Here is a 16,891-nt window from a genome sequence, read left to right on the forward strand (position 1 = left end):
CCCTTGGGCGCGGGTCCGTCCTTTCAGGATGTCGCCGACTTGCATTTCGGACATATCGAATAGAAGGGCCAGCTCGCGGTTCGAGCACTGAAAACGCTCGTGAACACGCTTCAACGCGGCAACAAGCTGCGCACCGTAGTTGGTCAGATTGCAATTCTCGCCATGCTGCCGGTTGAGACCAGTCTCACGCGCATGGCGGTTGTTCCGGGCCATTGTCACCCATTCCAAGTTTTCTGCCCGATTATCTCGTTTGTCGCCGTTCTTGTGGTTGATGAAGTTGCAGCCTTCCGGCTTCGGCAAAAACACTCCTGCCACGAGGCGATGAACCAAAGCGCGCCGTCCTTGCGGTAGAACTCGAAAAGCATCACGGCACGCTCGCCAGCGAACAGGGCAGCATCGCGTCCGGCCAGATTGTGGGCGACGTCGCGCAAGGCGCTGTCGAGCTGCGCGGCGCGCTGATCGAGCCATGCGTGTGGATTACCGAGCGAGAACGGCGGTTGCAGCGCTGCGCCGGATAACGGCGCGAGCAGCACGTCCAGCGACCTGTGCAGCCTTGACCTCGGCACCCAGATATCACCCGAGGCCAGTGCATTGGTGAGCGCGCCGTAAGTCGCCATCTCCCAGTGCGTCCGGTCGATCTTGCCGGCGACCACGACATGGCGGTGCCAGCGCCGCTCGACATGACCGAGCGGAACGTCGGCAGGGAGGGGCTTGCGCCAGTCGCCATCAAGATTCGACAGGATCGCCATCGCGTCGCGCAATGCCGCGGTGCCGGCCCGACCGTGGAAATCGAGCGTTTGCAGGAATAGAGGTCCTGTTCGCTTGAAGGTCCGGTACTCGGCTGCGATCTCGCTTAGCACATCGTCCCTGTGAGGTGCCGCGGTACGACGGATGATCGCGGCATCGGCATCGAGCATGTCGAGAGGCACGATATCCCTGAGGGCCGCGCCGATATCTTCACCGGCACGTGCTGCCCGGCTAACTGTTTCCAGCACAGTGGCGATGCGCATCAGCCGGTCGCGGCCTTCGCGTCCCGAGATCGCGATCCCCTGTTCCAGGCGTTTGCGGGCACGAAGATGAGCGCGTCCCATCAAGGTGCCGAACATGGCGATCGCCGCGTCGGTAAGCGTGGCCTCCATCTCGCGCAGCAGGGCGTTCATCTCGGCGCCGTTGAGGCGGCGGCCGGCGCGGACGCTGCCGTGGCAGGCCATGGTCGAGCAGACCTCCTCCAGCCGTTCCTTCAGCGCCAGGGCCGCGCCGTTCTCGGCCAGGTCGTCGGCGATGTCGCGGATAAGGCCCGCCGCGTCGGTCTTGCCCAGCAGGGCCGGCGTCTCGCGCACCAGCACCGCGCCGGGCCCGAAACTCTCGATGACGAGGCCAAGGCTGGCCAGCTCCTCGGCCCGAGCGACGACGCGCTCGGCCTCGGCGGGATCCAGGTCGACGACCTCGGGCAGCAGCAGGGTCTGGCGCGCCACGCCGCCGGCCGCCATCTCGCCCTTCATCCGCTCGTAGACGAGCCGCTCGTGGGCGGCGTGCTGGTCGACGATGACCATGCCGTCGCGGGTCTGGGCGACGATATAGGTCTCGTGAACCTGGGCCCGGGCCGCGCCGAGCGGATAGTCGATGGGGTCGAACGGCGCGCCACCACTCTGGTAGTCCGTGGTCGGATGGTCGTCGAAAGCGACGGCTCCATAGGCCTCGCGCACCACCTCCGCCAGTTCGCCGCCATAGGCGGGCTCGACCCTGGCCGAGACTTCCGAAAGCCCCGGCAAGTCCATCGGACGCCGGGTCGGCGGCGTCCAGCCGCCCTCGCGCCAGGCCGAGAAGCCGGCGGCCGACGGGCCAGGCTGATACTGGGGGTGGTAGCCGGGGAACGGGCTCTGCTGGGCGCGGATGCTGTCCAGCGCCTGGGCCGCCACGGTGGTCGACGCTCGGTGGCCGGCGCCGGCCAGGGCGTGGCGCAGGGCCCCGACGATCAGGCCGCGCACCAGGGCCGGATCGCGGAAGCGCACCTCGGCCTTGGCCGGGTGGACGTTGACGTCGACCTCGGTCGGATCGAGCGTCACATAAAGGGCCGCCGTCGGATGGCGATCCCGGGCCAGGAAATCGGCATAGGCCGCGCGCAGGGCGCCTTGCAGCAGGCGGTCGCGAACCGGGCGGCCGTTGACGAACAGATACTGGTGGGCGGCGTTGCCGCGGTTGTAGGTCGGCAGTCCCGCGAAGCCCGATAGGCGCACGCCGTCGCGGGTCTGGTCGATCTCCAGGGCGTTGTCCTGGAACTCGCGGCCCAGCACGGCGGCGAGGCGCGCGAGACGCCCCTGCGGACCCGGATGCTCGGGCGGCAGCCGCAGCACGCGGCGGCCGTCGATGTCCAGCGAGAAGCCGACGCTCTCGTTGGCCATGGCCTGGCGCTTGATCTCTTCCGTGATCGCCAGGGCCTCGGCGCGCTCGGACTTCATGAACTTGAGACGGGCCGGAGTCGCGTAGAAGAGGTCGCGCACCTCGATCCGCGCGCCGTGCGGGCCGGGGAAGGCGGCGGGGGCGACATCGCCGACCTGGCCGCCCTCGACCAGGATCGAAAAGGCGTCCTTCTCGCCCTTGGCGCGCGAAGAGATCTGCAGCCGCGCCACCGAGCCGATCGACGGCAGGGCCTCGCCCCGGAAGCCCATGGTGTGGATGCGCAAGAGGTCCCACAGGCCGTCGGCGTCGGGCGCGAGCTTCGAGGTCGCGTGGCGCTCGATGGCGACCGGCAGCTCCTCGGCCGTCAGGCCGCAACCGTCGTCGGCCACCAGGATGCGGGTCAGGCCGCCGCCGTGGGCCTCGACCTCGATCCGCGTGGCTCCGGCGTCGATGGCGTTGTCGACCAGCTCCTTGATGGCGCTGGCCGGCCGCTCGACCACCTCGCCGGCGGCGATGCGGTTGACGGTCTCGGGCGGCAGGCGGCGGATGGGCATCAAGCGGACTTTCACGAGGCACGCCGGCGGACCGCCGACATTGCAACTCCTTAAGTTGCCGAACGAAGGCCGATCGGCCAACCAGAGGGAGATCGAGAACCTTAGCTCGATTCCGCCTTCGTTCGAGGAACTGAAGATAGTGACGCTGACCCGTTTCGCCGCCGCCGGCCTGGCGCTTTCCCTGTTGATGGGGAGTTCGGCGCTTGCTCAGACGCAAGGCAAGAACGAGGTCTCGATCCATCAGGCCAAGCCCGTGGACCTGACCCCGGTCGACAGCCAGGCCAACCTGGTCGAGGCGCTGATCGTCAACGCCCGCCTGCCGGGGCCGGCCTGGTGGAAGGTCTCGGACGCCGACACCACCGTCTACGTGATGGGCGTCCCCGCCTTCACGCCGCGAAAGCTGGACTTCGACGTCTCGGTGCTGCGGCGACGGCTGGACGGCGCCAACGTCCTGATCATCGGCCAGGAGCCCGAGGTCAGGATCCTCAGTCTGCTGGCCCTGGTCCCCGGCCGGGGCAAGCCGTTCATGACGGACAGGCCCATGCGTGACACCCTGCCGCCCGAACTGCGCGCGCGGCTGGAGACGCGGCTGAAGGCCCGAAGCAAGCCGGTCAGCGAATACGACGACATGAAGCCGGCGCTTGCGGGCTTCATCATCGCCAACGACCGCGGCGGCGGCGTCTCGATCACCGTGGGCGACCTGACCGACCGCATCCGCGACCTCTCCAAGAGCAAGGACGTCAAGGCGCCGCCGCGTATCAAGAAGCTGGACGACTACGACCTGATCGGCATGGTCAAGTCGCTGGCCGAGGCGCCGCGGCCGCTGCAGGAGCTCTGCCTGGACGCGGGCCTGAAGGAGGCCGAGAACGGCCTGGCCGGCGTTCGCGAGACCGCCGAGCAATGGGCCGAGGGACAGGTGCGCGAGGTCGTCTCGGCCGAGCGCGGCTATCAGCGCTGCCTGGCCTCCACGCCCTGGATCGCCCGCCAGTTCAAGGACGGCCAGGACGACGCGGTCGGCGCCATCGCCTCGGCTCTCAAGAAGCCCGGCAAGGCCGTGGCGGTGATTGAGCTGCGCTCGCTGCTGACCGAGGGCGGCGTGCTGGATCGCCTGCGCGCCAAGGGCTTCACCGTAACCGCGCCTGAATAAGGCCAAGCTTCCGCCACACGGTCCTCCGAGGGTTGAGCCGACACACGGGAGGGGTGCGATGCGGACGATCCTGATCGGCTTTGCGCTGGCTGCGGCGACCACGGGCGGCGCGGCGCGCGCGCAAGTCATCGATGATCCTCAGGCCAATGTGGTCGAGGCCCTGGTGGTCAGCGCCAAGCTGCCAGGCCCGGCCTGGTGGCGCGTCTCGGACGGCGACACAACGATCTATGTGATGGGAACGCCCAGCGCCCTGCCCAAGGGCATGGCCTGGGACAAGTCGGTCCTCGAGCGGCGTCTGGAGGGCGCCTTCGCCGTGGTGAAGCCGCCGGAATGGCGCGCGGGCCTCACCGATATCCCGGGCCTTCTGAAGCTCCGCAAGAGCTTGAAGGGCGATGACGATTGGGCGCGGAACGCCCCAGCCCTCGCCGCGCGCCTGCAGCGCGCTTGGACGGCCGTCGAGCCGAAGGATCCGAATGGCTGGAAGGATTGGAAGCCGCTGTACGTCGCCCTGCAGCTCAACACCAAGACCAACAGCCAGGCCCAGCTCAAGGTCTCCGAACCCGACCGAACCATCGGCGACCTGGCCCGCAAGCGGCGGGTGAAGACGCGGCCGGCGGCGGTCCACAAGGCCATGCCGATGCTGAGGTCGCTCGTGCGCGAGCATAGCGAGGAGGCCGGACTCGCCTGCCTGTCCGAGACGCTCGACGCGACCGAGGCGGGACCCGCGCCGGTGCGCGCGGCGGCCGACGCCTGGGCCCAGGGACGGGTCAAGGACGCCTTGGCCGGTCCTCGCAGCGCCGAACGCTGCGAGCTGCTGATGCCCGGCGTCGCCGATCTCAAGCGCCAGCTGGTCGACGACGAGGTCCAGGCCCTGACGGACCTGCTGAAGACCCCCGGCCACGCGGTCGCCTACTTCCCCCTGCGCGCCCTGGTCGCCGAGAACGGCGTGCTGGACAAGCTGCGGGCGCGCGGGATCACGGTGCGGACGCCGGGGGATTGACGACGTCCATGGCTTGATCCGAGATGTGGACAATATCTCAGGTTGCGGAGGGGGCGTCTTGCGACTGGCTGCGATGGTGTTGGCGACCGCGCTCGGTTGGGTGACGCCGAGCTTGGCTCAGGACGCCGGTGACGAGCCGGCGCTTATCGAGGCCCTGGTCGTCAACGCGCGCACGCCCGGGCCGGCGTGGTGGAGCGTGTCCAAGGGCTCGGCCAAGGTCTGGGTGCTGGGCGTCGGAGTCTCCGTCCCGGCGGACGCGAAATGGGACAGTAAGGCGTTCGACCGGCGCGTGAAGGCCACGCGTCAAGTTCTCGTCGTTCCGCCCAGCAAGACCAAGCTGGAAGGCAACCTCTTGAAAGCCGACCGCGACTGGAGGCAGGAGCTGACCGAGGCTGAACGCGCGCGGGTGTCTGAAATCGCGGCGGCGGCTCGCCGCAAGCCCGACTTCTATTCGAACTACCGACCGAATTTCGCCGGGCTGCTGATCAAGACGGACCTGGACGCCCGCGCCAAACCCCAGCCTGGGAAGTCGCAGGACCTGCAGGCCCGGGCAAGGCGGCTCGGCGCCCAGATCGTTCCGGCCGGCGGCGAGGTGGCGCAAGGTGCGAAGACCGGCCTCGAGCTTGGCGGGCGTGACGGCCTGGCCTGCGTGCGGTGGGCGATCCGGCCGCGCGATCCCGTCGCGATGCGCCAGCAGAGGGCTCAGGCCTGGATGAACGGCGACGTCAGGGCCATCATGCTTGGGCCCGCCACCTATGATCCCTGCGTCCAGTCGATATCGTCGCTGCAGGCGGCGTCGGAGAACAGCGACGGGCAGATGGTCGATGCGATCGGGGCGAGGCTGGATCGGGGCGAGGGCGCCGTGGCCTTCGTCCCGCTCCTCGCGCTGCTGCGCGAGGGTGGGGTGCTGGACCAGCTTCGCAAGCGCGGTTACCGGATCGAAAATCCAGCGCAGATCGACGACCAATAAACGTAAAAACGGCCCGGAACCGCGAGGCTCCGGGCCGTCTTGCATCTTAGCGGAAGGTCGAGCCCTAGAGGCCCGGCAGCTTGATGCCGCCCTTCTTCTCGCGGCTGATGACCACGCCGCCCGTGCCGACCAGCTTCTTGAGGCGGGCCTCTTCGGCGGCGGCGTCGACTTCCATCGGGGCGTTGGCGCCGGCTTCGGCGGCCGTCGTCACGTTGGTGGTCTTCTGACCCTTCTTCCAGAACATCACCTTGCTGGCGAAGCTCTCGTCCTTGTGGGCCAGGTCGCCGTTCTCGTCATCGACGACGAAGCGGATCAGCGGATCGGCCTTTTCCGAGCCGGCGCGGGCGACCAGCAGCTTCTCGCCTTCCGAGCGGCCAGCGGCGTTGCTCTGGCCGATCAGGGCGGCGCGGGCGGCGCTTTCGGGCTGCAGCTCCTGCGGGCGCGGCTCGCCGGGCGCCGGCGGACGCAGCGAATAGTCGGGCGGCACCACCAGCGGCGCCTTGCTGACCACGCGGAATTCGTCGGGGACGACCTTGTCCATCCCCAGGGCCTTCTTGGTCGAGGTGCAGCCGGCCAGGCCGATCGCGGCCACGACGGTCAGGGCGCTAACAGCGGCGACCCGTTTGAAACTCATCAAACCATGCTCCAGCAGAGCCGACCCCCGGCCCAAAAATTCGGACGCTCTCGATACGACATCCTCGCGCGGGCGCCAATGTCCCACGCGATTGCGGCGGCAATCGGCCAAAACTACTCGGTCTGATGCGACAGTTTGCTCTCCTCGGAGAGAAAGCTGTCCAGCAGCAGCAGCGCCACCCCGATCGAGATCCCCGAGTCGGCGACGTTGAACACCCAGGGGAAATAGAGCCGCGAGACGTCGATGAAGTCGACGACATAGCCGTACAGCACCCGATCGATCAGATTGTTGCCGATCGCGCCGCCGATGATCATGCCGATGCCCAGGGCGGGGAGGAGCTTCGTCGCCCTCCGGGCCCAGATCGCCAGGCCGATCACCACGACGATCGAGAAGCCGATTAGCAGCCAGCGGCCCCAGTCGCTGTTCTTCAGCAGGCCAAAGCTCATGCCGTAGTTATGGACCATGGTCAGGTGCAGCGGCCCCAGCAGTGGGACGCTGGCGCCTTGCGCTCGGCCCAGGAGCCCGAGGATCCAGAGCTTGGAGAGCTGGTCCAGCACCAGGACGGCGGCGGCGATCGCGTAGGCGGTCCAGCCGAGGCGGGTGATTTTCAAGGGCGTCGTCCCCCGTTCTGAAATCCTCTCCCATCGGGAGAGGAGGGACCCACCGCGAAGCGGTGGGAGGTGAGGGGGTATGCCGCCAGCCGGTTTACCCCCTCACCCCTACCCCTCTCCCCATGGGAGAGGGAGACTTCTTTAGCCGTGCGTCGCGTCCCAGTGGGCCACGGCGTCGGCGTCGCGAAGGCTAAGCTCCGGATAGCGGGGGTCGGTTCCCACCTCCGGCAGGATCCGCCACGAGCGGGCGCACTTCTGGCCTTCGGCGCGGTTGGGATCGACCGACACGCCCTTGACCTCGTCGACGCGGAAGGCGCCGGCGTCGCCGGCGACCAGGGTCGCGGCGCTGGTGCGGAAGACTTCGGCCGCGTCCAGGCCCTCGAAGGCGGCCAGCAGGTCGGCGTCGGCGACGTGCACGACCGGCGCGGCCTCCAGCGCCGAGCCGATGCGCTTTTCGCGGCGTTCGACTTCCAGGGCGCCAGTGACCACCGAGGTGACTTTCTCGACCTTGGCCCAGCGGGCGGCCTCGGCGTCGTTGCGCCACGCGTCCACGCGCGCCGGGATTACCCGTAGCGCCACCGGCCCCGCCTCGGGGAAGCGGGTGGTCCAGGCCTCTTCCATCGTGAAGCTGGCCAGCGGGGCCAGCCAGATGGTCAGGCGGTTGAAGACCTCGTCCAGCACCGTGCGATAGGCCCGGCGCTTGAGGGCGTCGGGGCGGTCGCAATAGAGGCTGTCGCGGCGGACGTCGAAGTACAGCGCCGACAGGTCGCCCTGGCAGAACTCGATCAGCGGCCGGATCACATCCGAGAAGCGGTAGCTCTCATAGGCCTCGCGCACCTGGCCATCCAGCTCCCACAGGCGGTGCAGGATGTACTTCTCCAGCGGCGGGAAGTCGGCGTAGTCGGTGACCCGTTCGGCCTCGGTGAACCCGGCCAGGGCCCCCAGCAGGTAGCGCATGGTGTTGCGCAGCTTGCGATAGGCGTCGGTCGTGGTGGCCAGGATCGTCTTGCCGATCCGCTGGTCCTCCGAATAGTCGACCATGGCCGCCCACAGGCGCAGGATCTCGGCGCCGGACTCCTTGGTGATCGCCTGCGGCTCGACCGTGTTGCCCTTGGACTTTGACATCTTCTCGCCGTTCTCGTCCATGGTGAAGCCATGGGTCAGGACGGCCTTGTAGGGCGCGCGGCCCCGAGTGCCGGAGCCTTCGAGCAGCGAGGACTGGAACCAGCCGCGGTGCTGGTCCGAGCCTTCCAGATAGAGGTCGGCCGGCCAGTGGCTGTCGGCGCGGCCCTCGATCGTGAAGGCGTGGGTGCAGCCGCTATCGAACCAAACATCGAGGATGTCGGTGATTTTCTCGTACTGAGCCGGGTCGTGCGCGCCCAGGAAGTCGGCGTCCGGACGGGTGAACCAGGCGTCGGCGCCGCCCTCGCGGATGGCCGCCAGGATGCGCGCGTTGACCTCGGGATCGTTCAGCGGGTGGCCGGTGTGCTTGTCCACGAACATGGCCAGCGGCGTGCCCCAGTTGCGCTGGCGGCTGATCAGCCAGTCCGGACGCGTCTCGACCATCGACCCGATCCGGTTGCGGCCGGCGTCGGGGTGGAAGGCGGTGTCGGCGATGGCCTGCACCGCGACCTCGCGCAGGGTCTTACCGCCCAGGCTGTCCACCGCGTGGTCCATGCGGATGAACCACTGCGGCGTGTTGCGGAAGATCACCGGGGCCTTCGAGCGCCAGCTATGCGGATAGCTGTGCTCGACGCGGCCGCGGGCCAAGAGGTTGCCGGCCTCGATCAGCTTTTCCATGACCGCGCCGTTGGCGGGCCCGAACTTGCCGACCTTCTTGCCCTCGGTCTCCAGCACCTTGAGGCCCGCGAACAGGGCCACATGCGGATAGTAGGCGCCGTCCGGATCGACGGTGTCGGGGATCTCGCGGTGGCCGTGGGCCAGCCAGACCTGATAGTCGTCGGCGCCGTGGCCCGGGGCGGTGTGGACGAAGCCGGTGCCGGCGTCGTCGGTCACGTGGTCGCCGGCCAGCATCGGCACCGCGAAGCCGTAGTGGCTGTCGAGCTCGGCCAGCGGATGGGCCAGCACCATGCCTTCGCAGTCGACGCTCTCGACCTTCTCCCAGGCCGCGACCTTGGCCGCCTTGAAGACGTCGCCGGCCAGCTTCTCGGCGATGATCAGGCGATCGCCCGGCTTGGCCCAGGGTTCGAACTCGAGGCCTTCCTCCAGCGCCTTCACCTCGAAGACGGCGTAGGGGATGTCGGGCTTGTATGAGACCGCGCGGTTGGCCGGGATGGTCCACGGCGTGGTCGTCCAGATCACCAGCTTGGCGCCCTGGGCGGCCTCGGAGCCCTCGACCACCGGGAACTTCACCCAGATCGTCGGCGAGACGTGGTCGTGGTACTCGATCTCGGCGTCGGCCAGGGCCGTGCGCTCGACCGGGCTCCACATCACGGGCTTGGAGCCGCGATAGAGCTGGCCGGTGGCCAGGAACTTATGGAACTCGGCGACGATCGTGGCTTCGGACGAGAAGTCCATGGTGGCGTAGCGGTTCCACCAGTCGCCCAGCACGCCCAGGCGCTGGAACTCGGTCTTCTGGGCCTCGATCCACTGGCCGGCATAGGCGCGGCATTCGCGGCGGAACTCCTCGGCCGGGACCTCGTCCTTGCGGCGGCCTTGGGCGCGGAACTTCTCCTCGATCTTCCACTCGATCGGCAGGCCGTGGCAGTCCCAGCCCGGCACGTAGTCGACGTCGTAGCCGAGGGCGAAGCGGCTGCGGACCACGAAGTCCTTCAGCGTCTTGTTCAGGGCGTGGCCGATGTGGATCGCGCCGTTGGCGTAGGGCGGGCCGTCATGCAGCACATAGAGCGGCGCGCCGTCGGCCTGGCGCTTGGCGCGCACCGCGCCGTACAGGCCCTTGTCGGAGAGGGCGGCCCAGCCCTCCAGAATTTCCGGCTCCTTCTTGGGCAGGCCCGCGCGCATCGGGAACGGGGTGTCGGGAAGGAAGACGGTCTCGCGATAGTCGCGGGCGGGCGTGGCGTCGTCGGCCATGGGATGGAATCCGGCTCTGGAAATTTCGGAAGAGGGCGGGAGAACCCGGCGCGCGCTGGAGGATCGTCCGGCGGCGTCACGCCGGGCGGATAATTCGCGAAATCTTCCGAACGGAACTCATGGCGTGGGGGATAGCAGAGGGGCGGCGGCAAAGCCAGCCTGACAAGATGCTCCCCCGCGATGCGGGGGAGCTGTCACGGAGTGACTGAGGGGGCGAGCTGGAGGTCGGCCGAGTTAGCCCCCTCCGGCCCTCTGGGCTACCTCCCCCGCGTGCGGGGGAGGAACTGGCATCCCCTAAAACACCGGCGCCACGATCGCCCGGGCCGCCTGCTCGTCTCGGCGGATCTGCTCGATCATCAGCTCCAGGCTGTCGAACTTCAGCTCCGGCCGCAGGAAGGCGACGAGGTCGGTCTCGATGATCTGGCCGTAGAGGTCTTCGTCGAAGTCGAACAGCCAGGTCTCCAACCGGGTCTCGACGATGCCGGTGGTCGGATTGTTGCCGAGGTTGGCCACGCCCGGAACCTCGCGCCCGTCGGGCAGGCGGGTGCGGGTGGCGTAGACGCCGAGCTTGGGAACCACATAGTCCTCGACCTCGACATTGGCGGTCGGGAAGCCGAGCTGCCGGCCCAGCTGCTGGCCGCGCCGGACCACGCCCTCGATGGCGAACGGTCGGCCCAGGATGTGCGCCGCCTGGTCGGGTCGGCCATCCCGCAGAGCCTCCCGCACGGCGGTCGAGGAGAACTTCTCGCCGTCGCCGCCTTCCTTGGAAGTGTCGGAAACCGGCTCGGCCACCGAGACGGTGAAGCCGTATTCGTCGCCATAGGCCTTCATCAGCTCGGCGCTGCCGGTGCGGCCGCGGCCGAACGAGATGTCGAAACCGACGGCCACGTGCTTCACGCCCAGGCCCTCGACCAGCACCTTCTCGACGAACTCGCGGTCGCCGAAGCTGGCCATCTCGAAGTCGAACGGCAGCAGGTAGAAGAGATCCACGCCCAGCCCGCCCAGGGCGCGGGCCTGCTGGGCGTGGGTCATCAGCTTGAAGGCCGGTTCGGTCGGCCGGAACAGGCGTCGCGGATGCGGATCGAAGCTGACGACGCCCAGCGGGGTCTTGCCCGCCAGGGCGGCTTTCGCGGCCTGGGCGATCACCTGCTGGTGGCCGCGATGGACGCCGTCGAAATTGCCCAACGCCACCGAGGCGCCGCGCGCCTCGGCCGGCAGGTCCTTCCAGGCTTGGATCGTCTTCAGGGGCATCAGGCGGCCTTGCGGGGGACCATGACCACGGCCTCGCCCTCGACCACCGGCTTGCCGTTCACGAGGCAGACGGTGGCGAAGGTGACGCGGGCCTTGGCCTCGTCGATTTCGGTGATGGTGGCGCGGGCGGTGACTTCGTCGCCGATCTTGACCGGCCGCTTGAAGCGCAGGGTCTGCGACAGATAGATCGCGCCGGGGCCGGGCAGGGTGGTGCCCAGCACCGCCGAGATGTAGCCGGCCGACAGCATGCCGTGGGCGATGCGCTCGCCGAAGCTCGTCTTGGCCGCGTAGTCGGCGTCCAGGTGGACGGGATTGTTGTCGCCGGTGACCTCGGCGAAGGCTTCGATGTCGGCCTCGCCGACGGTGCGGACCAGCTCGGCGGATTGGCCGACGCTCAGCTCTTCCAGAAACTTACCCTGCATGACGCTTTCCCCTCGGGCTCTTATTGTGCGCTGCACACAGCATAGCGTTTCGAAACCCGATCACCAGACCAGATCACCGACGGCGTGCGTGGCGCCGACCTGCTCGGCTTCGAGCAGGGCCAACACAGCCTCCGGGTTCAAGCGACCGTCCGGGCCGATCGCCTTCTCGCCATGGATGCCCTTGGCGATGAACAGGCAGGCCAGCTTCTGGTCGTGGGCGCCCTTCACGTCGGTGATCACGCCGTCGCCGACGCACAGGACGCGGTCGCGATCGACGGGACGGCCCAGCAGGCGCTCGGCCTCGGCCAATGCCAGGTCGTAGATCGCGCCGTAAGGCTTGCCGGCCATCACCACCTTGCCGCCCAGGCTCTCATAGAGGTCGGCCAGGGCGCCGGCGCAGAAGATCAGCTTGTCGCCGCGCTGCACGACGCGGTCGGGATTGGCGCAGATGAACAGCAGGCCTCGGTCGGCGGCGACATTCAGCCGGTCGCGATAGTCCTCCGGGACCTCGTTCTCGTCGTCATAGAGGCCCGAGCACAGGATGAAGTCGGCGTCCTCGCAACCGGCCAGGGTCAGGTCGAAGCCGGCCCACAGCGGCGCGTCGCGTTCGGGGCCGACCTTCCAGACCTTGGTCCCGGCGTGCGGCGCCAACAGCGCCCGCGTCGCATCGCCCGAGGTGACGAAGCCGCTCCAGGCCGAGCGGGGAACGCCCAGGCTGTCCAACTGCGCGACCACGTCGGCCGACGGGCGCGGCGAGTTGGAGATCAGCACCACCGGGCCCTTCTGCTGGCCCCATGTCGTCAGGGCCGCGCAGGCCTCCGGAAAGCTCGCCACCCCGTTGTGGATCACACCCCAGACGTCGCACAGCACCACGTCGTAGCGGTCGGAAAGGGCGCTCAGGCCAGGCGGGAAATCCATCATGCTGCGGCGGTACCGGTCGGGAGGCGGGGCGTCAATGTCGCCGGGCCCTTAGCTGTTCTCCCGCGCGCCGGAATTCAAGGCCGCGCGGCGACGCTTCCGAAGATCCGCGTTCCGTGGCTATCCTCCCGCCAACCTTGGGAGGGGCCGATGACGATATTGATCCTGGGTCTTGTGGTGTTCTTAGGGATCCACTCGGTGCGGATCCTGGCCGCGCCGTTGCGCGACGCTCAGATCGCCGCCAGCGAGAAGCGCTGGAGAGGACTCTATTCGCTGATCGCGGGTCTGGGCTTCGTGCTGATCATCCTGGGCTGGATCGCCGCCCGGCCGACCGCGCCGCAGGTCTACGACCCGCCGGCCTGGGGGCGTCACGCGGCCATGGGCCTCGTCTGGATCGCGTTTGTGCTGCTGGCGGGCTCGAACGGTCCGGTCGGGCGGATCAAGGCCACGGTGCGCCACCCGATGCTGCTGGGGACCATCGCCTGGGCCAGCGGCCACCTGCTGGCCAACGGCGACCTGGCCTCGGTGGTGCTGTTCGGCGCCTTCCTGGCCTGGGCGATCCTGGACCTGATCTCGGCGGTCAACCGCAAGGAGCCCGCGCCGGTCGTGACCAAGCCGATCGCGGACGTGATCGCTGTGGCGGCCGGGACGGTGTTGTACGTGGTGTTCGTGATGTTCCTGCACCGGGTGTTGTTCGGCGTTTCGCCGATGGGGTGAGGCCTTCAAGATGCTCCCCCGCGATGCGGGGGAACTGTCGCCCCCGGGTCGCGCGAAGCGCGCGCCCGAGGATAAACTCAGCGACTGAGGGGGCGAGCACGGCGTAGGCCCAGCTAGCCCCCTCCGGCCCCCTGGGCCACCTCCCCCGCATCGCGGGGGAGGAACTGTTCGAGCTCCCGCCCTACGTCGCATCGTGAAAGATCACGCCCATCGTCCGCCGCCGCCCCGACCGCACCTCGCTGACGCCATGCCGCAGCACGCGCCGATGGACGCCGCGCGTCCCTTCCGCCGGGCGTTCGCGGACCGCGAAGATCACGCCCTCGCCCTGCTTCAGCGGCACGACCTGCGGGGCCGACTGCTGGCGCGGGCGCTGCTCGACGATCACGAACTCGCCGCCCTCGAAGTCGCGGCCGGGCTCGTCCAGCAGGAACGCCGCCTGCAGCGGGAAGACGTGCTCGCCATAGAGGTCCTGGTGCAGGCAGTTGTAGTCGCCGGGGCCGTAGGTCAGCAGCAGCGGCGTCGGCCGGACCTGACCCGCCGCGTGGCAGCGGGCCAGCATGTCGTCCAGACTCTCGGGGAAGCGGCAGTCCTGGCCCAGCCGCTCGGCCCAGCGGTTGGCGACCTGGGCGAGCGGGCCATACAGCCCCTGCCGAAGCCGCTGCACGACGTCGGGCAGCGGATAGCTGAAGTACTTGTACTCGCCGCGCCCGAAGCCGTGGCGCGCCATGACCACCCGGCTGCGGAAACCCGCGTCCTGCGGATAGAGCTCGGCGATCGCCGCGCAAGTCTCGGGCTTCAGCAGCGGCCCGGTCAGGGCCCAGCCGCGCGCGTCGAGCTCGGCGCCGATACGGGTCCAGTCGAGAGGCATGGAATTTGGGCTCACGCGGCCTCGCGGTCGGGCTTGCAGCGCAGGCAGGCGCGGAAGCCGGCGGCGCGGGCGCTTTCGCGCGTGTCGTGGAATTCGACGTTCTTGCGCAGGGGCCGGCCGGCGCAGCTGGCGACGCAATAGACGCCGGTGGTGCGGACGGCGACGAAGAAGGCGCCGTCGGCGGCGCGATCGCGCGCCTCCCAGGCGGCCCAGCGGGCGTCTTCGGTGTCGTAGGTCATGAGGGGCTCCTTTCGCGGGAGACCCTGCCGCCAACGCAGGGCGGCGTCATTCCGATGCTTGCGGGGGAGCTCGGGTTTGTGAGCCCGCTTAATTCCGCCTTCCTGGGCCTTGTGCCCAGGACCCATGCTGGCGGCGAGCTCAACGCTTGGAGTGATACGAAGCCGAAAGGCCCGGAACACCGATCCGCGCACCAACAGCGGAACGCTGGGTCCTGGGCACAAGGCCCAGGAAGGCGGCTTCAGGCGTTTAGGCCTAGTCCTGCGCGGTGCTCGCCTACCAACCCACCGCCCGACGACGGGGCGCGCCGCGCATGAAGTCGGCCGGCGGCTCGGCCTCGGCCAGGATCGCGTCGCGGATGGCGCGCGGCTCGCCGAACAGGTTGCCCTGGCCGTAGCCGATGTCGAGGTCGAGGATCTCGGCGACCTGCTTCTCGGCCTCGACCTTCTCGACGATGACCTCGATGCCGTAGCGGCGGGTGAGGGAGGCGAAGTCGGCGGCGTTCAGGTCGGGCAGCGAGGCGATGACCAGCTTGCCGTCCTGCTCCTCCAGCTCGTTCAGCATCATCTGGGCGGCGACCTTCAGGTAGCGAACGTCGGCGCGCGCCAGGTCCTGGAAGTCGATGTCCAGGTCCACGACCTTGTCGAGGCTGAAGCTGAAGCCCAGGCTGGCCAGGCGGGCCATGTGGCGGGCCTCGACCGGACCGCGGCGCTCGAAGGCGTCCTGGCCCAGCTCGAAGATCACCGCGCCGGCCAGGTCCTTGTTCTCCTGCATGAACTCCAGGAACTGCGGGAAAAAGGCCTCGTCGCCCAGGCTGGCCAGCGAGATGTTGCAGAAGATGCCGACCTTGCGGTCCTGCTTGGCCAGGCGACGGACGATCTGCACGCAGCGGAACAGCAGCAGGTTGTCGATATTGGCCATCAGGCCTTCCGGCTCGGCGACCGCCAGATATTCGGCGGGCATCAGCACGCGGCCGGTCTCGTCGCGCAGACGCGAGAAGCTTTCGTAATAGACCACGCGGCGCTGGGGCAGGCTGACGATCGGCTGCAGGTAGAGGTCGACGCGGTTGTCGGCCAGGGCCTCCTGCACCATGCGCAGCAGGCGGTCGCCCTGCGGGGCGCGATCACTCAGCGGACCGCGCGGGGCGGCGGCGCCAGGCTGGCTCATCTGGCTCAGCTGGCGCTCCAGCCGGTCGTTCATCTTGTGGACGAGGTCTTCCAGGTGGCTGACTTCGCTGGACAGGGCCTCGGTGCGGCGCTGGGCGTCGGCGGCGACCACTTCCATCAAGTCGGTGACGCGGCTGTCCACCTTCTCGACCTGGTCCAGCAGGATGGCGTGGGCCTCGCGGACGGTGTCGATGTCCAGGCGCAGGGCCGCGCCCAGGAAGGTCTGAGCCAGCAGGCCGTGGAAAGCAAAGCATAGGCCCAGCATGCCGATGAACGCCGAGACGCCGACAGCCGGGGTCGCGCCCATCCTCCAGAGGAAGAGGGAGACGATCAAGGCCAGACAAAGATAGGCCCCCGTCAGGAGCGCCAGCATCAGCTTACGCATCATTTCGCCCATACGAATCGATACGGATCATCAGACCGATCCGAACGCCAAGAGTCGAATAGATTAACGCCCCTGCGCCAAACGGTCCCAAGGATCCTTAACGGGGAACATACACCGCCTCCGTATTTTCGCTGAATCGACATTCGCGCGCTCGACTGATAATCGTTCGCAATCTTATCGGAGCGGTTATGTCCGAAGCGTTCGCCTTGTCCCCCGAATTCGAGCCCGCCGTCGTCGATCCCACGGGGGATCCGGCCGGTGTTCGCCCCCTGGCCGTGGCCGGGCCGGGCGATCGCGGCGTGATCGTCAAGGTCACCGGCGTCTCCGGCGCGGCCGAGGCGGTCGCCGCCGAGGAGCTGGAGCGGCGCCTGCTGGAGATGGGCTTCGTCGAAGGCGCGAGGATCGAGGTGCTGCACCAGGGCCTGTTCGGGCGTGACCCGATCGCGGTCCGCGTCGACGACACCCGCGTGGCGCTGCGTCGCCGCGAGGCCGGCGCCGTATCGGTGAAGTTCGACGGACGCTAAGACCTTGACCTCCGATACCGGCGTCGCCGCCACCGT

Annotated in this window: 14 protein-coding genes and 4 pseudogenes; 5 read left to right on the forward strand and 13 right to left on the reverse strand. The window is 68.6% G+C overall.

Annotated features, from left to right (window positions below):
- The 3 genes and pseudogenes from Q0379_RS04755 to mutL form a co-directional block, all read right to left on the reverse strand.
- A partial coding sequence (locus Q0379_RS04755) for a hypothetical protein (protein ID WP_299004973.1) occupies positions 1-213 on the reverse strand: 213 nt, incomplete at its 3' end.
- 42 nt (positions 214-255) lie between these two features.
- Positions 256-468: pseudogene (locus tag Q0379_RS24150) on the reverse strand (hypothetical protein); the annotation flags it as partial.
- 662 nt (positions 469-1,130) lie between these two features.
- A pseudogene (gene mutL / locus Q0379_RS04760) lies at positions 1,131-2,954 on the reverse strand (DNA mismatch repair endonuclease MutL); the annotation flags it as partial.
- Between the two features lie 98 nt (positions 2,955-3,052).
- Between mutL and Q0379_RS04765 the strand changes: the two are divergent.
- The 3 genes and pseudogenes from Q0379_RS04765 to Q0379_RS04775 all read left to right on the forward strand — a co-directional run.
- Positions 3,053-4,101: pseudogene (locus tag Q0379_RS04765) on the forward strand (TraB/GumN family protein); the annotation flags it as partial.
- Positions 4,102-4,159: 58 nt separating this feature from the next.
- Positions 4,160-5,101, forward strand: coding sequence for a TraB/GumN family protein (locus Q0379_RS04770; protein ID WP_299004977.1), 942 nt, complete (start codon positions 4,160-4,162; stop codon positions 5,099-5,101).
- A 58-nt stretch (positions 5,102-5,159) separates the two neighbouring features.
- The gene (locus tag Q0379_RS04775; protein WP_299004980.1) at positions 5,160-6,071 is read left to right on the forward strand and encodes a TraB/GumN family protein; all 912 of its coding nucleotides are present in this window, start codon (positions 5,160-5,162) and stop codon (positions 6,069-6,071) included.
- A gap of 64 nt (positions 6,072-6,135) precedes the next feature.
- Here Q0379_RS04775 and Q0379_RS04780 read toward each other — a convergent pair whose 3' ends face one another.
- The 7 genes from Q0379_RS04780 to Q0379_RS04810 form a co-directional block, all read right to left on the reverse strand.
- Complete coding sequence (locus tag Q0379_RS04780; RefSeq protein WP_299004983.1) at positions 6,136-6,705, reverse strand: DUF3035 domain-containing protein; 570 nt, start codon at positions 6,703-6,705, stop codon at positions 6,136-6,138.
- Between the two features lie 113 nt (positions 6,706-6,818).
- Positions 6,819-7,316 carry a signal peptidase II gene (gene lspA, locus Q0379_RS04785; RefSeq protein ID WP_299004986.1) on the reverse strand — a complete coding sequence of 166 codons (498 nt, stop codon included), beginning with the start codon at positions 7,314-7,316 and terminating at the stop codon, positions 6,819-6,821.
- Between the two features lie 141 nt (positions 7,317-7,457).
- On the reverse strand, positions 7,458-10,367 hold the full coding sequence (ileS, locus tag Q0379_RS04790; RefSeq protein WP_299004989.1) for an isoleucine--tRNA ligase: 2,910 nt from the start codon (positions 10,365-10,367) through the stop codon (positions 7,458-7,460).
- A gap of 76 nt (positions 10,368-10,443) precedes the next feature.
- On the reverse strand, positions 10,444-10,488 hold the full coding sequence (locus tag Q0379_RS04795; RefSeq protein ID WP_181242883.1) for a hypothetical protein: 45 nt from the start codon (positions 10,486-10,488) through the stop codon (positions 10,444-10,446).
- A 173-nt stretch (positions 10,489-10,661) separates the two neighbouring features.
- A complete protein-coding gene (locus Q0379_RS04800; protein WP_299004992.1) occupies positions 10,662-11,618 on the reverse strand; it encodes a bifunctional riboflavin kinase/FAD synthetase in 957 nt (318 codons plus the stop codon).
- Positions 11,618-12,040, reverse strand: a complete 423-nt coding sequence (locus Q0379_RS04805) for a MaoC family dehydratase (RefSeq protein ID WP_299004995.1) — start codon at positions 12,038-12,040, stop codon at positions 11,618-11,620. The genes Q0379_RS04800 and Q0379_RS04805 overlap by 1 nt, the downstream gene beginning before the upstream one ends.
- A 60-nt stretch (positions 12,041-12,100) precedes the next feature.
- Positions 12,101-12,961, reverse strand: a complete 861-nt coding sequence (locus Q0379_RS04810; RefSeq protein WP_299004998.1) for a TIGR01459 family HAD-type hydrolase — start codon at positions 12,959-12,961, stop codon at positions 12,101-12,103.
- 147 nt (positions 12,962-13,108) lie between these two features.
- Between Q0379_RS04810 and Q0379_RS04815 the strand changes: the two genes are divergently transcribed.
- Positions 13,109-13,675, forward strand: a complete 567-nt coding sequence (locus Q0379_RS04815) for an NnrU family protein (RefSeq protein ID WP_299005001.1) — start codon at positions 13,109-13,111, stop codon at positions 13,673-13,675.
- 181 nt (positions 13,676-13,856) lie between these two features.
- Here Q0379_RS04815 and Q0379_RS04820 read toward each other — a convergent pair whose 3' ends face one another.
- The 3 genes and pseudogenes from Q0379_RS04820 to Q0379_RS04830 all read right to left on the reverse strand — a co-directional run bounded on the left by Q0379_RS04820 (position 13,857) and on the right by Q0379_RS04830 (position 16,331).
- Positions 13,857-14,558, reverse strand: a complete 702-nt coding sequence (locus Q0379_RS04820) for a 2OG-Fe(II) oxygenase (protein ID WP_299005004.1) — start codon at positions 14,556-14,558, stop codon at positions 13,857-13,859.
- An 11-nt stretch (positions 14,559-14,569) separates the two neighbouring features.
- Positions 14,570-14,782, reverse strand: a pseudogene (locus Q0379_RS04825) (Ada metal-binding domain-containing protein); the annotation flags it as partial.
- 274 nt (positions 14,783-15,056) lie between these two features.
- On the reverse strand, positions 15,057-16,331 hold the full coding sequence (locus Q0379_RS04830) for an EAL domain-containing protein (protein ID WP_299005007.1): 1,275 nt from the start codon (positions 16,329-16,331) through the stop codon (positions 15,057-15,059).
- Between the two features lie 188 nt (positions 16,332-16,519).
- Between Q0379_RS04830 and Q0379_RS04835 the strand changes: the two genes are divergently transcribed.
- The gene (locus Q0379_RS04835; protein WP_299005011.1) at positions 16,520-16,855 is read left to right on the forward strand and encodes a FeoA family protein; all 336 of its coding nucleotides are present in this window, start codon (positions 16,520-16,522) and stop codon (positions 16,853-16,855) included.
- Positions 16,856-16,891 lie beyond the last annotated feature (36 nt).

The organism is uncultured Caulobacter sp., from assembly GCF_937900395.1.
Lineage (GTDB): Bacteria > Pseudomonadota > Alphaproteobacteria > Caulobacterales > Caulobacteraceae > Caulobacter.

What these genes read in the sequence shown, in the direction of transcription:
- Q0379_RS04770 (WP_299004977.1), top strand. Translation starts at nt 4,160, where the DNA reads ATGCGGACGATCCTGATCGGCTTTGCGCTGGCTGCGGCGACCACGGGC.
- Q0379_RS04780 (WP_299004983.1), bottom strand. Translation starts at nt 6,705, where the DNA reads ATGAGTTTCAAACGGGTCGCCGCTGTTAGCGCCCTGACCGTCGTGGCC.
- ileS (WP_299004989.1), bottom strand. Translation starts at nt 10,367, where the DNA reads ATGGCCGACGACGCCACGCCCGCCCGCGACTATCGCGAGACCGTCTTC.
- Q0379_RS04800 (WP_299004992.1), bottom strand. Translation starts at nt 11,618, where the DNA reads ATGCCCCTGAAGACGATCCAAGCCTGGAAGGACCTGCCGGCCGAGGCG.
- Q0379_RS04805 (WP_299004995.1), bottom strand. Translation starts at nt 12,040, where the DNA reads ATGCAGGGTAAGTTTCTGGAAGAGCTGAGCGTCGGCCAATCCGCCGAG.
- Q0379_RS04810 (WP_299004998.1), bottom strand. Translation starts at nt 12,961, where the DNA reads ATGATGGATTTCCCGCCTGGCCTGAGCGCCCTTTCCGACCGCTACGAC.
- Q0379_RS04815 (WP_299005001.1), top strand. Translation starts at nt 13,109, where the DNA reads ATGACGATATTGATCCTGGGTCTTGTGGTGTTCTTAGGGATCCACTCG.
- Q0379_RS04830 (WP_299005007.1), bottom strand. Translation starts at nt 16,331, where the DNA reads ATGCGTAAGCTGATGCTGGCGCTCCTGACGGGGGCCTATCTTTGTCTG.
- Q0379_RS04835 (WP_299005011.1), top strand. Translation starts at nt 16,520, where the DNA reads ATGTCCGAAGCGTTCGCCTTGTCCCCCGAATTCGAGCCCGCCGTCGTC.